The following is a 16,215-nucleotide window of genomic DNA, read 5'->3' on the forward strand; positions in this document are numbered from 1 at the left end:
AGCGACCGGACGTCCGCCTCGAAACCGAGCTCGGCAGCGATGTCGCCGCCCCGGCGGTGAGCCTCGTCAGCGGCACATCACCCAGCACCGGCACCGCGACCGCGCTCACTGCGCCCGCCTCGCTCGATGCGGGCTCGGGTCCCAAGAAGTACTCCTACACCGCGCCGTCGGGCACCAGGCTTGACGCTTCCACCAGCTATTGGATCGTTGTCGAATCCGCCGCGACCGGCGGCGAGCACGTCCATTGGACGCTCACCTGGTCCGACGGAGAGGACCGCTTCTATCCCGGCTGGGGCATCGAGCGCCAAGTGTGGCGCCGCAGCGCATCCGCCGTCGGTTCCTGCACGGCCCTACCAGGCTGTTCCATGATGCTCCAGATTCGCGGCACGCCGGTCGGCGGTCTGTAGCCCCACTGGAGACAGCGGTGCTGAGAGCGGCTTCGCATCTTGTCGGGTTGCCGTGGGCTGGCATGGGGGTTGCTGAGTTTCATCGGTGCCCGGGCGGGGAGTCCCAGAGGGTGTTGATGGGGGTGAGCCAGAGGCGGTCCCCGACCCGGTGGCGGGGTGGGGTGGGGTGGGTTAGTGTGTGGGTGAGTCACCCCGTGTTTTGTAGAGACTCGGGTTGTTGTGTCACGGCCGGGGAGGTTGGTGATGTTGGGGTTGGGTGTGTTGTGGGGGTGGTGGTTTCGTCGGGTGGTTTGGCTGGTTGCGGTTGCGGTCGCGGCTGGGGTGCTGGTGCCGGTTGGGTCTGGTGGCGCTGGCGCGCAGGAGCCTGCGGCGTTCTCCCGGTTGCCGGATGCGGAGCTTGACACGCTGGCTGCGGCGGGCAATGAGTATCCGAGCGCGTTGTGGTCGGACGGGGCGACGCTGTGGGTGGCTGATCTGGTCGAGGACAAGGTGTTTGCGTACGATCTCGCGACTGGCGTGCGTCGGCCTGGCGATGATGTGGATTCGCTGCGTGGGGCGGGCAACACGTATCCGATGGGAATGTGGTCGGACGGGTCGGTGCTGTGGGTGTCCGACGGCGCTGATGCCAAGGTGTACGCGTACGATCTGGCGACCGGTGCTCATCTGCCGTTCTTGGGCATCGAGACGCTGGATGAGGCCGGCAACAATTGGCCGCGGGGGCTGTGGTCGGACGGCTCGACGCTGTGGGTGGCCGATTACTGGGACGGCAGGGTGTACGCGTACGATCTCGCCACCGGTGAGCGTCGGCCTGATGATGATGTCGATTCGCCTGATGCGGCGGGCAATGACCGTCCTACGGGGTTGTGGTCGGACGGGTCGACGCTGTGGGTGGCCGACATGGCCGACGACAAGGTGTACGCGTACGACTTCTCGACGGGCGCGCGGCGTCCTGGTGGGGATTTCGACACGTTGGCCGTTGCGGGCAACGGCCGTCCGGCGGCGTTGTGGTCGGACGGGTCGACGCTGTGGGTGGCCGACAGCGGCAAGTCGAGCGACGACGGCGAGTCGAGGCTGTTCGCGTACCGGATGCCCGACAGCGCGCTGCTGCGGTCGCTGTCGCTGAGCGGCGTGGACTTCGGGGTGTTCTCTGCGGGCCGGTTCTCTTATTCGGTGCGGGTGCCGTCAGCGACGACGCAGACGACGGTCGCCGCTGCGGCCGCTGCGGGCTCGGGAGCGTCGGTTGTCATCGCGCCCGCGGACGCCGACAGCAGCACCGACGGCCACCAGGTCGACTTGTCGCCGGGCGCGAATGCCATCACGGTGACGGTCACCAACGGGACGCTGACCGAGACCTACAACGTGGCCGTGGAGCGCTCCTCGCTCGGCGCGGTCGACGACGACGCGTCGCTGAGCGCCTTGAGCCTGAGCGGTGTGGACATCGGCACGTTCGACGCTGCCGATCGCCGCTACGAGGCAGTCGTGCCGTCCACGGTCGCTTCTGCCACGGTGACTGCCACCCCCACCGACGCGGACGCGTCGGTCAACATCACGCCCGCGGACGCGAACTCGGATCCCGACGACGGCCATCAGGTAGCGCTCGGGGCGGGCGCCAACAACGTCGCCGTCACCGTCACCTCGTCGGATCTGACCGTGTCGGCGGTCTACACGGTGCGCGTCACCCAGGTCGACGCTCCCGCCGTCACCGACGACGCTTCGCTGAGCGCGCTCACCGTGGCCGAGACCGACACCGACACCGCAGTCGGGATCGGCACCTTCAGCGCCGACGCCTACTCCTATGCCGCTGCGGTGGACAGCTCGGTCGGCTCGGTCACCCTCGCGGCGACGCCTGCTGACCCGCACGCGTCGGTCACCGTCACACCCGGCGACGCCGACACCGCAACTGACGGCCACCAGGTCAGCCTCGCCGCGGGCGCCAGCACCGCCGTCACCGTCACGGTGGTCTCCTCTGACCTGTCCGCCACCGCGCAGTACACGATCAGCGTGGGACGCGCCTACACCGACGGCGTCATCCGCCTCGACCCCGACACCACGCCCGTCGCGTCGATGTGGTCCGACGGCGACGTCTTGTGGGTCACCGGCCCCGACTGGGTCCACGCCTACGACCTCGACACCGGCGCACGCCAGACCGACCGCGACTTCCGGCTCACCCACGTGCACGACATCCACGGCGACGACCTCAACGCCGGCAGATTCGAAGGAGGAGGCCTGTGGGGCGACGGCGAGAACCTCTACGCCCTCGAAGGCCTCTACGGCGGGCTCTACGCCTACGACCCCGCCACCGGCGCACGCCGACCCGCCTACGACCGCAACGGAACCAGACCAAACCGGCCGTCGCCGGTGGTGTTCCCGATCGCCGATTATGCGCCTGAGGGCATCTGGTCCGACGGGACCAACATGTGGATCGCCGACAGCGAGTTTTCGCAGATCTTGGTCGTCGACCTCACCACCGGCAACTACCGTCACGGCGGGCGGCCCTTCAGCACTATCGGCAGCATCGGCGGGCGCTTCGGCAACCGTTCCCCACGCGATGTGTGGTCAGACGGCGAGATCATGTGGGTGCTCGACGACGACGACGACAGGATCTACGCCTACGCCTACGACTGGGACTACGTCGACCGCCGGACCAGCTTCGAGATAGGCACGCTGGGCAGAGTCGGCAACGACGATCCCGCTGCCATCTGGTCCGACGGCGACACCATGTGGGTGCTCGACAGCGAGGACCTCATCGTCTACCCCTACCCGATGGCACCGCGTGCGCGGCTGGCGAGCCTCTCGTTCACCGACGTCAGCTTCCGCGGACTGCGCCCGAGGGTCGACACCTACAAGGCCGCGGCCGACAACACCGTGAGCGCCACCACCGTCGCCGCAGCCGCCACGGAATCCGACGCGACGGTGACCGTCAGCCCCGCCGACGCCGACAGCAACACCGACGGCCACCAGGTCGACCTGTCGCTGGGCTCCAACACCGTCACCGTCACCGTCACGCTCGGCACCCAGGTCAGGACCTACACCGTGAACGTGGTCAAGCACGACGTCGCGACTCTTTCCTCGGACGCATCGCTCAGCACGCTCAGCTTCAGCGACGCCTCCACGTTCAACCCCGATGAGTGTCCCTGCAACGCTCAAGTCGACAACGACGTCACTCAGACCACCATTACCGCTGCTGCGACGGACCCCAACGCGACAGTGACCGTTTGGCCCTATCACACCAAGAGCGATGCCGGCTACCAGATGGGCCTCGCAGAGGGCGGTAACCGCCGCTTCACGATCACCGTGGTGTCCTCGGACCTGTCGACGACACGGCTGTACACCGTGAACATACATCGCCCTCCTGCAGACAGGTTGCCGAAGAAAAGCACTGGCCCGAGCCTGCGCGGCTTGTGGTCCGACGGCGAGGTCATATGGGCGGCCGAGCAGGAGTCGAACACGCTGTTCGCCTACGACTTGGAGACCCTCGCGCGCCTGCCTGACCGCGACTTCGGCGGATTGGAGAGCGGCCACGACACGGTGGTCGGGTTGTGGTCCGAGGGCGACATCATGTGGGTCGCCGTCACTCGCTACGGAATGGCCCGCGCCTACGAGTTGTCCACCTGGGAGTACACGTCAAATCGCGACGTCACTATCTCGTGGTTCACCCCTGCGCGCCCGGCAGGCCTGTGGTCGGACGGAACGACCATGTGGTACACCGACCGGAAGCACCAGCGGATCTTCGCCGTCGATCCGGCCACCAATCAGCGAGTTGGGGCCAAGGACATCCTCGGTCTGGGAAGACACGGCAACGACACTCCCGGCGATCCGTGGTCCGACACGGTCACGATGTGGGTGCCCGACTACTGGGATTCGAAGCTGTATGCCTATGAGCTAGCCACCGGCGATCGCCAGCCGCAGCGCGATGTGGAGGTGCGGGGGCCGAACGGCGCCGTGGTCCGCCCGCAGGGAGTGTGGTCTGACGGTCACACCATGTGGGTGACCGACCATCTCAGCGACAGCATCGTGACCGTGGATGCGCCGGTGAGCACGTTGTTGACGTCGTTGGCGCTGAGCGGTGTCGATTTCGGGATGTTCGACCAGGGGACGAGGGACTACTCGGCGACGGTGGCCGCCACGGTGAGTTCGGCGACGCTCACCTATGAGGCGTTCGACCCCGAGGCCGAGGTCGTCGTCTCGCCCGCCGACGCCGACACCGTCACCGACGGTCACCAGGTCGGTCTTGCGGAGGGCGCCAACACCGTCACGGTGACGGTGACGGCGCCCGACGGCACAGCCACGGTGTACACCGTCACCGTCGAGCGGGCCGCGGCGTCGCCGCCTCCGGATGCGCGATTCGTGCCCGGTGAAGACCTCGCTGTGCAGAAGCAGTCCGAGGTGGAGCAGTCCGAGGAGCAGGCTCAACAGCAGTCCGAGGTGGAGCAGTCCGAGGCGGAGCAGTCCGAGGTGGAGCAGTCCGAGGTGGAGGGGCAGGGGGAGTCGGAGTCTGGTGAGGAGCCGTTGGGGGTGTTGGAGCAGCGGGTGTTGGCGCCTGATGAGGTCGGTTCGGTGGTGGTGTCGAGCGGTGCGCCGGGGGAGTTGTCGGTGTCGTGGGGGGCGCCGGGTTTGGCGCCGTTCGGGTATCGGGTGATGTGGGCTCGGGAGGATCTGGGGTATCTGTCGTATTGGCAGGCCGATGAGACCCATCGGGGCAATGTGTGGCCTGAGGGCGACGCCACCTCGGTCACGCTCACCGGCCTTGAGGAGGGCGCTGTCTACAAGGTGCAGATCCGCGCACGGTTCCGCAGTCTGGGGGGCAAGGTGTCGGCGTCGCCGTGGACCGGTGAGGTCACGGCGGTGGTGTCGTCGTCGCCGGTCGCCCGCCAGCAGGCCGGCGAGCTGGGCTCCGATGAGCAGCAGGCCGACGAGCCCGAGACCGAAACGGACGAGTCCGGGTCGGGGTTGCCGGCGTTGACGGCGAGTTTTGAGGAGTTGCCCGATGCGCATTCGGGTGCGGGCACTGATCTGGTGGTGCGGGTGCGTTTCAGTGAGCCGTTGGCGGTGAGCTATGTGACGATGCGCGACGGCGGTGGGGTGTTCGTGCAGTCCCCGCATCGTGTGGTCAGGGCCAAGCGGGTGGAGGGTCGCAGCGATCTGTGGGACATCACCATCAGGGTCGGCGACGATCGCAGGCTGTCGGTGACGGTGTTCAAGGGTTCTGGCTGTGACGGCGAGCATGCGGTGTGCACTGCGGATGGGCGGCCGGTGTCGCAGGCGGCCCAGGTCTTCATCGAAGGCCCCAGCAGCTAGCCAGGCTGCGCAGTCTCGCCGTGGACCGCCGAGCACACCGCAACGGTGACGGCTTCTTCATAGTCTTGGCGGAGCCTGTCAGAGGCTCCCTTGTCATGTGTGTGGGTAGGCGCAGACCGTCACCGGTCTCGAGGAGGGCACCGCCTACAAGGTGCAGCTGCGGGCGCGGTTCCGCGACGCCCGAGGCAGGGTGTCAGCGTCGCCGTGGACCAACGAGACCACAGCGACCGTGCACTCAGCGACGACACTGCTCGCCCAGCAGCAGGCCGAACAGCGCGACGAACAGGACGACGGCGAGTCTTCCCAGCAGGAAGGGCAGGGCACCCAGGACGATCAGGACGCCGAGGCGCCCCAGATCGAGCTGCCGCCGCCGCAGGTTGAGTTCGTCGAACCAGAGGACGACGAGGAAGAGCCCGTCGCCGCCCAGCAGAACACCGCCGACGATGCCGAGGAGTACGTCCCATTCGCCTCTGACCGCGACAAGAACTTCGTTCCGGCGCTTCCGCGGCTCGGTTCGGCCGGCCAGTGGGCGGACGTCCCGACCGACCTGTGGTCTGACGGGACGACGGTCTGGGTGCTCAGTGGGGGGCGCAGGGTCCATGCGTTCGATTGGGACACCGGCACGCTCCTCAGCACACTCAATCTCCAGCAACTGCTGGGAAACTCGAACGTCAAGGGGATCTGGTCTGACGGTGAGACCCTGTGGCTGGCCGACGACTACGGCCTCAGGTCGAAAGTCGTCGCCATGGACATCGACACTGGCAGCTTGCTGCCCGACGAGGACTTTGCGCTCCCTATTGACCCGTGGGCTTATCCGCCCGATCCCGAGGCGCTGTGGTCTGACGGAGTCCTCATGTGGGTGCTCGACCAATTGACGATGCGCATACATGCCTACGAAGTCGACAGCGGCGAACGGGTGAGTTCCCGCACCATCACTCTCGCCCCGCAGATCGCGCAGAAGCGGGTGGCTCAGGGCATCTGGTCCGACGGCGTCACCATGTGGGTCGCGAACAGCTCCGACGGCAAGGTGTTCGCCTACAACATGCCGGTCTCGGCGGCGCTGAAATCGCTGTCGGTTTCCGGTGCGGAGCTCGGGGTGTTCCAGACCGGCACGTTCGCCTATGCGGGCACCGCAGCGGCGGGCGCGACGTCGGCGACGGTGACCGCGGCGGCGGCGTTCGCGGACGACGCGGCGGTGACGGTCGCGTGGGAGGCAGCCGACGGCACAACGGGCACGGGGAACTCGGTGACGCTCAGCGCGGGCGACAACACGATCACGGTCACCTCGTCCTATGACGCCGACGGCGACGCCGACACCGACAACGCCGATGTCCGCACCTACACGGTGACCGTCACCGTTCCGCCGGCAGCTGACAACAGCTGACGGGCGGCACCGGGCACCCGCAGCGGCTCCGCCGCGGGTGCGTTGAGGTTGTGCGGGGCGTCTACACCAGCACGCCGAGGGGGGCTGCGGCGATCCGGTCGCCGAGCCGGTAGGCGGACTCGCCGGGGTGCACCACGATGCCGGCACGGAAGCCGTCGCCGAGCCGGTCACGCAGCGCAGCGAGCGAGCGCGTCTCGGCGGCGCTGACGGTCTGGGACAGCTTCGCTTCGAATGCCACCACGTCTCCCCCCGGCAGGTCGGCCACGAGGTCGATCTCGTGCTCCCCGCCGGCGGATCGCAGATGACTGAATCGCCAGCCGAGACCCTGGGCATCCGCGGTCGCGCTGATCTGGCACACCACGGCGCTCTCGAAGAGCTGTCCGAGCCGGTCACGCCGCAGTTCCAGCGCGGCGGCCGTCTCGTGGTGGTCGGCGGCCGCGAGTGCGGGGTCCACGAGGTGTCGCTTCGGGCGACGCGTCAGGCGCTTGAGCAGGTTGTTCGACCAACCGGTCAGCTCCTCGACGAGGCCGAGCCGCACGAGCAGATCGTGGTACGTCTCGCCGGTTGCCTTGGAAACGCCGGCGGCATTGTGGATCGCAGCGTGCTCGGCAGTCGTGCCGACGGCGGCGCCGTACGCGCGCACGTAGTTGCGCAGCTTGCTGATGTCCCGCTGCGCCGGCGCGATCTCGGCCAGATCCCTGGCTACCGCCAAATCGAGGTAGGCCCGCAGCGCCTCGTGGTGGTCTGCGGCGCTCATGCCGAGGTAGCCCGGCAGGCCGGACTCGGTGGTCGCTGCCACCTGTTCGGCGGGCGAGAACGGCGAGCGGACGCCTCGGACTGCCTCGATGCCGTGCACGGCGAGATCGCGGAACGCCACCGCCGGTGCCGTGCCCCGACGCTCAGACAGCGTCATGGGACGCAGACGCACCGGCAGGATGCGTCCGGCGCCTGCATGAACGTCGGTGCGCATCGCGGCCCGGGACGACCCGCTCAGGATGAACCGGCCTGGCGACCGTTCCTCGTCGATGGATCGCCGTACCGCATCCCACACTGTGGGCACTCGCTGCCATTCGTCAAGCAGCACGGGCGGCTGCAGGGAGCCGTATGCAGCCTCGGGGTCGTCGGCGACCATTGCGGCGACAGGCGGATCGTCCAGGCGCAGCGTCGATCGGGCGAGGCGCTGCGCGCTGGACGTCTTGCCGGTGCCCCTGATCCCTTCAACGAGGCACGCCGGGTGGACGTCCATGAGGTGCTTGAGGCGCTCGTCGATGTGCCTCCGCAGGTAGGTCATGCGCAAAAGGATAGTCAATTATCCATACTGCGGATAACAGCGCGGCTGTGAGCGGTGGTTGCCCCCCCCCCCCCCTCGGTTGGTCGGCGTGCAGGTGGACTTGGTGGAGGGGCTGAACACGGTGGCGGTGACGTCGGCGAACGGCGACGACACGCGCACCTACAACGTTCGGATCAACCGCGCTGACCCGCCGACCCCGCCGGTGCTGTTCAGCGCGGAGTTGTCGTCGTTGGCGGTGAGCTATGTGACGATGCGCGACGGGGTGGCGGTGTTCGTGCAGTCCCCGCATCGTGTGGTCAGGGCCAAGCGGGTGGAGGGGCGCAGCGATCTGTGGGACATCACCATCAGGGTCGGCGACGATCGCAGGCTGTCGGTGACGGTGTTCAAGGGCTCTGGCTGTGACGGCGAGCATGCGGTGTGCACTGCTGACGGGCGGCCGGTGTCGCAGGCGGCCCAGGTCTTCATCGAAGGCCCCAGCAGCTAGCCAGGCTGCGCAGTCTCGACTCAGTTGGTCGCCACGCAACGGGTTCCTGCGGCCCAGCTCCCGATACACCGTCGAGGGATCACGACCGATCAGCGCCGCTGTCTCCTCGGGCCTGACCCCCGCCCCCGTGCGCGCCTCGATCACAGCGCGCTCATCGCGTGACAGCCTCGCTGCCATACTGGACACTTCCACTGGTGGTTGCAGTACTCCAAGACCGGCCATCATGACCGATCACTCGCAACCACCAGTGGAGTTCGCCGTCTTATGCGTGGTATCGATACCAGAGCATTCCCGCATTCGACCTGCTGGCCGAGCTCATCGAAGACACCGATTGGAGGTCGCCGTCGGGATCAGAGCCGGGGCCTTCGATGAAGACCTGGGCCGCCTTGGACACCGGCCGCCCATCGGCAGTTGCCGTTGTGTCCGCTCCGCAGGATGCATCTCGCATTGACGGTCTTGAGCTTGCGCCTTTATCTGTTTGGCTCAGGCATCGGAGTGTGCTCTGCTGCATGTTCCGCTGTCGTGGCCAGTGCCGATTCTCTCTCATCGCTCATGATGTCTTCGATGAGATGCATCGACGCGAGAGGCCCGAGTCCGATAGGGCCTCGCCCGTCACGAACGAGGCATCCGATGTCGACGAGTTCTTTGATTCTGTGAGTCACATGGGACGACTCGAGAGGGAGAGATGCGCCTAACGTGCGCCTGGCTACGAGGCCGCCATGCTGAGCGACTGCCTTCAAGATTGCTTGGTCTGATCGAGGCAGATCGTGCCATAGGGACTCATGGACCCGTTGCCTGAGCTTGTTGGACGCCTCGCGGATGGCGAGATCCGCTATCACACTGTCCACGACTCTGCTTCGTGACCCGCTGATCTTCCATGCCTCGTCGCCGATCAGCTGCATCTTGTACGGATATCCGCCGGATGCTGAGGCCATTTCCATCACAGCATCGGCGGTGTACTCGCGACCGGCGTCTGTCAAGGTGTTGCTGAGAAAGGACAACACGCTGGACTGATTCAAGGAACCGATCGGCTCATCATGGCATCGCAGGAAGAATGTGATCTTCTCGCGCTGGAACAGATTCCTCACATTCGGCAGGCCAGCGCCGACGAACGCGATCGGCAGCAGCCTGCGTTTGATCAGACGCTGCATGTCGGACGCGAAGCTGCGCAACTCCTCGACATCGCCCGAATGAATCTCGTCGACGGTCACCAAGACAACCGATCCTCTCGATTGGGCATGGAGCCCCATGATCTCCAGCGATTCCTCGATGTTCGGCAAAGGCGTGGTCCGGCGCTTGGATCGCCTGCTGATGGATGCAACCTTGGCCGATACGGACACCTCGGTCTCAGATTCCCTGTCGGGAGGCAGCAGCCCCTCGGGGGAGTCCTCGCTTGTCGTTGCGTACTTGCGGATCGCCCGCTCCATCCTTGCGTATATCCCCGGAGCGCTGGTGTCCACTGACAGCACAGCCCATCCCTTCGACGCGACCGTCGATTCCAGCTCGTTCAAGATCACGGTCTTGGTGGAGGGCGGCGCCGCAGTCACCGTGGAAGCGGTCATCCCCGAGGCGCCCACGACAGCGGTGACGGTCCCGCTGAGCGTCTCCTATGGCGGCGGCGCCACAGCCGAAGACCACTCCGCGATCCCCGCGTCGGTGACCTTCGACGTGGCTGCGACCAAGGCGACCTTCACCGTTTCGGCCGCCAACGACAGCGACGACGACGACGGCGAATCGGTCACGATCAGCTTCGGCGCCCCGCCGTCGGGCCACACCGCCGCGGGGTCCACCACGGTGAGCTTTGTGGACAACGACGGCCCGGTCCTGGTCGGCAACACCGGCCAATACGAGAAGTCCGCCGAAGCCCTCGTCGACCATGACCACGCGCAGCGGTTCACCACCGGCAGCAACACCGACGGCTACAGCTTGACCACGGCCCTACCAGGCTGTTCCATGATGCTCCAGATTCGCGGCACGCCGGTCGGCGGTCTGTAGCCCCACTGGAGACAGCGGTGCTGAGAGCGGCTTCGCATCTTGTCGGGTTGCCGTGGGCTGGCATGGGGGTTGCTGAGTTTCATCGGTGCCCGGGCGGGGAGTCCCAGAGGGTGTTGATGGGGGTGAGCCAGAGGCGGTCCCCGACCCGGTGGCGGGGTGGGGTGGGGTGGGTTAGTGTGTGGGTGAGTCACCCCGTGTTTTGTAGAGACTCGGGTTGTTGTGTCACGGCCGGGGAGGTTGGTGATGTTGGGGTTGGGTGTGTTGTGGGGGTGGTGGTTTCGTCGGGTGGTTTGGCTGGTTGTGGTTGTGGTGTTGGCTGGGGTGTTGGTGCCGGTTGGGTCTGGTGGTGTTGGCGCGCAGGAGCCTGCGGCGTTTTCTCGGTTGCCGGATGCGGAGTTTGACTCGTTGGCTGGGGCGGGCAATGAGTATCCGGGGGCGTTGTGGTCGGACGGGTCGGTGTTGTGGGTGGCTGATCTGGTCGAGGACAAGGTGTTTGCGTACGATCTCGCGACTGGCGTGCGTCGGCCTGGCGATGATGTGGATTCGCTGCGTGGGGCGGGCAACACGTATCCGACGGGTATGTGGTCGGACGGGTCGGTGCTGTGGGTGTCCGACGGCGCTGATGCCAAGGTGTACGCGTACGATCTGGCGACCGGTGCTCATCTGCCGTTCTTGGGCATCGAGACGCTGGACGAGGCCGGCAACAATTGGCCGCGGGGGCTGTGGTCGGACGGCTCGACGCTGTGGGTGGCCGACTACTGGGACGGCAGGGTGTACGCGTACGATCTCGCCACCGGTGAGCGTCGGCCTGATGATGATGTCGATTCGCCTGATGCGGCGGGCAATGACCGTCCTACGGGGTTGTGGTCGGACGGGTCGACGCTGTGGGTGGCCGACATGGCCGACGACAAGGTGTACGCGTACGACTTCTCGACGGGCGCGCGGCGTCCTGGTGGGGATTTCGACACGTTGGCCGTTGCGGGCAACGGCCGTCCGGCGGCGTTGTGGTCGGACGGGTCGACGCTGTGGGTGGCCGACAGCGGCAAGTCGAGCGACGACGGCGAGTCGAGGCTGTTCGCGTACCGGATGCCCGACAGCGCGCTGCTGCGGTCGCTGTCGCTGAGCGGCGTGGACTTCGGGGTGTTCTCTGCGGGCCGGTTCTCTTATTCGGTGCGGGTGCCGTCAGCGACGACGCAAACGACGGTCGCTGCTGCGGCCGCTGCGGGCTCGGGAGCGTCGGTTGTCATCGCGCCCGCGGACGCCGACAGCAGCACCGACGGCCACCAGGTCGACTTGTCGCCGGGCGCGAACGCGATCACGGTGACGGTCACCAGCGGGACGCTGGTCGAGACCTACAACGTGGCCGTGGAGCGCTCTTCGCTCGGCGCGGTCGGCGGCGACGCGTCGCTGAGCGCTTTGGGCCTGAGCGGTGTGGACATCGGCGCGTTCGACGCTCTCAACCGCAGGTATGCGGCGGTGGTGCCGTCCACGGTCGCTTCTGCCACGGTGACTGCCACTCCTGCGGACGCGGACGCGTCGGTCGCCATCACGCCCGCGGACGCGAACTCCGATCCCGGCGACGGCCATCAGGTAGCGCTCGGGGCGGGCGTCAACAACGTCGCCGTCACCGTGACTTCGTCGGATCTGACCGTGTCGGCGGTGTACACGGTGCGCGTCACTCAGGTCGACGCTCCCGCCGTCACTTCCGACGCTTCGCTGAGCGCGCTCACCTTGGCCGAGACCGACACCGACGCCGCTGTCGGGATCGGCACCTTCAGCGCCGACGCCTACTCATATGCCGCTGCGGTGGACAGCTCGGTCGGCTCGGTCACCCTCGCGGCGACGCCTGCTGACCCGCACGCGTCGGTCACCGTCACGCCCGGCGACGCCGACACCGCAACTGACGGCCACCAGGTCAGCCTCGCCGCGGGCGCCAGCACCGCCGTCACTGTCACGGTGGTCTCCTCTGACCTGTCCGCCACCGCGCAGTACACCATCAGCGTGGGACGCGCGTACGCCGACGGCGTCATCCGCCTCGACCCCGACACCACGCCGGTCGCGTCGATGTGGTCCGACGGCGACGTCTTGTGGGTCACCGGCCCCGACTGGGCCCACGCCTACGACCTCGACACCGGCGCACGCCAGACCGACCGCGACTTCCGGCTCACCCACGTGCACGACATCCACGGCGACGACCTCAACGACGGCAGATTCGAAGGAGGAGGCCTGTGGGGCGACGGCAGGCACCTCTACGCCCTCGAAGGCCTCTACGGCGGGCTCTACGCCTACGACCCCGCCACCGGCGCACGCCGACCCGCCTACGACCGCAACGGAACCAGACCAAACCGGCCGTCGCTCAACATAGCGGAAATCGCCAATCCTCATCCTGAGGGCATCTGGTCCGACGGGACCACCATGTGGATCGCCGACAGCGATTTCAATCGCGTGGTGATCATCGACCTCGCCACCGGCAGCTATCAGAGCACGAAGATCAGGGGTGTCGGAAGGCGCCATGGCAACAGCAACCCCCGCGACGTGTGGTCCGACGGCGACGTTATGTGGGTGCTCGACGACGAAGACGACAGGATCTACGCCTACGACATCGACGACGCCGACCGGCACACCAGCCTGGAGATAGGCACGCTGGGCAGAGTCGGCAACGACGATCCCGCTGCAATCTGGTCCGACGGCGACACCATGTGGGTGCTCGACAGCGAGGACCTCATCGTCTACCCCTACACGATGCCACCGCGTGCGCGGCTGGCGAGCCTCTCGTTCACCGACGTCAGCTTCGGCGGTCTGCGCAGCGGCGTCGACAGCTACAATGCCGCGGCCGCCAACACCGTGAGCGCCACCACCGTCGCCGCAGCCGCCACGGAATCCGGCGCGACGGTGACTGTCAGCCCCGCCGACGCCGACAGCAACACTGACGGCCACCAGGTCAGCCTGTCGCTGGGCTCCAACACCGTCACCGTCACCGTCACGCTCGGCGTCCAGGTCAGGACCTACACCGTGAACGTGGTCAAGGTCAACGTCGCGACCCTTTCCTCGGACGCATCGCTCAGCGCGCTCAGCTTCAGCGGCGTCGGCACGTTCACCCCCGGTGATTGCCCCTGCAGCGCTCAAGTCGACAACGACGTCACTCAGACCACCATCACCGCTGCTGCGACCGACGCCAACGCGACAGTGACCATCAGCCCCGCCGACGCCGACGCCGACGCCGACGGCCACCAAGTGAGCCTCGCACAGGGCAGCAACCGCATCACGATCACCGTGGTGTCCTCTGATCTGTCCACGAAATCGGTGTACTCCGTGAACATCTATCGCCGCGGCGCGGTCCGGGTCGGGGGCACTGATGTGAGCTTGCGCGGTGTGTGGTCCGACGGCGAGGTCCTCTGGGCGGTCGACGGAGTGTCGGACACGCTGCTCGCCTTCGACTTGGAGACCCTCGAGCGTCTGCCCGACCGCGACTTCGACCACTTCGAGAGTGGCCGCTGGCCGACCGGGCTGTGGTCCGACGGAGAGACGATCTGGATCATCATCCACAAAGACAAGACCGCTCGCGCATACTCGCTGGCCACCGGGGAGCGTCTGCCCGATAGCGACATCGCGATCGCATTGGCTCGGTGGGGGTGGGGCCTGTGGTCCGACGGCGACACCATGTGGGTCACCGACAGGTACCTCGACCGGCTGTTTGCTTTCGACATGTCTCCTGGGCCATGGGACCGCGAAAACGGGCGTTGGATCGTAGAGAAAGACCTCGTCCGGCTCGCCAACTTCGGCCGCGATACTCCCGACCACTACGGCAACGACACTCCGGGCGACCTCTGGTCCGACACGGTCACGATGTGGGTGCCCGACTTCTACGACTCGAAGCTGTACGCCTATGAGCTTGCTACTGGTGATCGTCAGCCGCAGCGCGATGTCGACGTCCGGGGGACGAACGGCGAGCTGACCCAACCGCAGGGAGTGTGGTCTGACGGTCACACCATGTGGGTGACCGACAGCCGCAGCGACAGCATCGTGACCGTGGATGCGCCGGTGAGCACGTTGTTGACGTCGTTGGCGCTGAGCGGTGTCGATTTCGGGATGTTCGACCAGGGGACCAGGGACTACTCGGCGACGGTGGCCGCCACGGTGAGTTCGGCGACGCTCACCTATGAGGCGTTCGACCCCGATGCCGAGGTCGTCGTCTCGCCCGCCGACGCCGACACCGTCACCGACGGTCACCAGGTCGGTCTTGCGGAGGGCGCCAACACCGTCACGGTGACGGTGACGGCGCCCGACGGCACAGCCACGGTGTACACCGTCACCGTCGAGCGGGCCGCGGCGTCGCCGCCTCCGGATGTGCGATTCGTGCCCGGTGAAGATCTCGCTGTGCAGAAGCAGTCCGAGGAGCAGCAGTCCGAGGAGCAGCAGTCCGAGGAGCAGCAGTCCGAGGAGCAGCAGTCCGAGGTGGAGCAGTCCGAGGAGCAGGCTCAACAGCAGTCCGAGGCGGAGCAGTCCGAGGTGGAGCAGTCCGAGGTGGAGGGGCAGGGGGAGTCGGAGTCTGGTGAGGAGCCGTTGGGGGTGTTGGAGCAGCGGGTGTTGGCGCCTGATGAGGTCGGTTCGGTGGTGGTGTCGAGCGGTGCGCCGGGGGAGTTGTCGGTGTCGTGGGGGGCGCCGGGTTTGGCGCCGTTCGGGTATCGGGTGATGTGGGCTCGGGAGGATCTGGGGTATCTGTCGTATTGGCAGGCCGATGAGACCCATCGGGGCAATGTGTGGCCTGAGGGCGACGCCACCTCGGTCACGCTCACCGGCCTTGAGGAGGGCGCTGTCTACAAGGTGCAGATCCGCGCACGGTTCCGCAGTCTGGGGGGCAAGGTGTCGGCGTCGCCGTGGACCGGTGAGGTCACGGCGGTGGTGTCGTCGTCGCCGGTCGCCCGCCAGCAGGCCGGCGAGCTGGGCTCCGATGAGCAGCAGGCCGACGAGCCCGAGACCGAAACGGACGAGTCCGGGTCGGGGTTGCCGGCGTTGACGGCGAGTTTTGAGGAGTTGCCCGATGCGCATTCGGGTGCGGGCACTGATCTGGTGGTGCGGGTGAGTTTCAGTGAGCCGTTGGCGGTGAGCTATGTGACGATGCGCGACGGCGGTGGGGTGTTCGTGCAGTCCCCGCATCGTGTGGTCAGGGCCAAGCGGGTGGAGGGGCGCAGCGATCTGTGGGACATCACCATCAGGGTCGGCGACGATCGCAGGCTGTCGGTGACGGTGTTCAAGGGTTCTGGCTGTGACGGCGAGCATGCGGTGTGCACTGCGGATGGGCGGCCGGTGTCGCAGGCGGCCCAAGTCTTCATCGAAGGCCCCAGCAGCTAGTGCC

8 protein-coding genes are annotated in these 16,215 nt (G+C 67.0%); 6 read left to right on the forward strand and 2 right to left on the reverse strand.

What is annotated here, in order from left to right; all coding sequences use genetic code 11:
• Positions 1–56: 56 nt before the first annotated feature.
• From ACOGXQ_RS14550 to ACOGXQ_RS14560, 3 genes are all read left to right on the forward strand, one after another.
• Positions 57–407, forward strand: coding sequence for a choice-of-anchor R domain-containing protein (locus tag ACOGXQ_RS14550; RefSeq protein ID WP_419944338.1), 351 nt, complete (start codon positions 57–59; stop codon positions 405–407).
• A gap of 285 nt (positions 408–692) precedes the next feature.
• Positions 693–5,705 (forward strand): cadherin-like beta sandwich domain-containing protein, encoded by a 5,013-nt coding sequence (locus tag ACOGXQ_RS14555; RefSeq protein WP_419944339.1) that lies wholly within the window; start codon positions 693–695, stop codon positions 5,703–5,705.
• 151 nt (positions 5,706–5,856) lie between these two features.
• The gene (locus tag ACOGXQ_RS14560; protein ID WP_419944340.1) at positions 5,857–7,089 is read left to right on the forward strand and encodes a cadherin-like beta sandwich domain-containing protein; all 1,233 of its coding nucleotides are present in this window, start codon (positions 5,857–5,859) and stop codon (positions 7,087–7,089) included.
• 61 nt (positions 7,090–7,150) lie between these two features.
• On the opposite strand, the gene ACOGXQ_RS14565 is transcribed toward ACOGXQ_RS14560, so the two are convergent.
• Positions 7,151–8,380, reverse strand: coding sequence for an ATP-binding protein (locus ACOGXQ_RS14565; RefSeq protein WP_419944341.1), 1,230 nt, complete (start codon positions 8,378–8,380; stop codon positions 7,151–7,153).
• Between the two features lie 88 nt (positions 8,381–8,468).
• On the opposite strand from ACOGXQ_RS14565, the gene ACOGXQ_RS14570 reads away from it, so the two are divergent.
• Positions 8,469–8,864 (forward strand): hypothetical protein, encoded by a 396-nt coding sequence (locus tag ACOGXQ_RS14570; protein ID WP_419944342.1) that lies wholly within the window; start codon positions 8,469–8,471, stop codon positions 8,862–8,864.
• Between the two features lie 470 nt (positions 8,865–9,334).
• Here ACOGXQ_RS14570 and ACOGXQ_RS14575 read toward each other — a convergent pair whose 3' ends face one another.
• Positions 9,335–10,144, reverse strand: a complete 810-nt coding sequence (locus ACOGXQ_RS14575; protein WP_419944343.1) for a hypothetical protein — start codon at positions 10,142–10,144, stop codon at positions 9,335–9,337.
• Between ACOGXQ_RS14575 and ACOGXQ_RS14580 the strand changes: the two genes are divergently transcribed.
• Together ACOGXQ_RS14580 and ACOGXQ_RS14585 are read left to right on the forward strand one after the other, a co-directional pair.
• Positions 10,113–10,859 (forward strand): hypothetical protein, encoded by a 747-nt coding sequence (locus tag ACOGXQ_RS14580; protein ID WP_419944344.1) that lies wholly within the window; start codon positions 10,113–10,115, stop codon positions 10,857–10,859. The genes ACOGXQ_RS14575 and ACOGXQ_RS14580 overlap by 32 nt on opposite strands.
• A gap of 285 nt (positions 10,860–11,144) precedes the next feature.
• Complete coding sequence (locus tag ACOGXQ_RS14585; RefSeq protein ID WP_419944345.1) at positions 11,145–16,211, forward strand: cadherin-like beta sandwich domain-containing protein; 5,067 nt, start codon at positions 11,145–11,147, stop codon at positions 16,209–16,211.
• The last annotated feature ends 4 nt before the right edge of the window (positions 16,212–16,215 follow it).

The sequence above is a fragment of the Candidatus Poriferisodalis sp. genome, from assembly GCF_965208485.1.
Taxonomy (GTDB): Bacteria; Actinomycetota; Acidimicrobiia; order Acidimicrobiales; family Poriferisodalaceae; genus Poriferisodalis.

Excerpts from the sequence above, each read along its gene's own strand:
- ACOGXQ_RS14580 (WP_419944344.1), top strand. The coding sequence starts at position 10,113 with ATGATCTCCAGCGATTCCTCGATGTTCGGCAAAGGCGTGGTCCGGCGC.
- ACOGXQ_RS14565 (WP_419944341.1), bottom strand. The coding sequence starts at position 8,380 with ATGACCTACCTGCGGAGGCACATCGACGAGCGCCTCAAGCACCTCATG.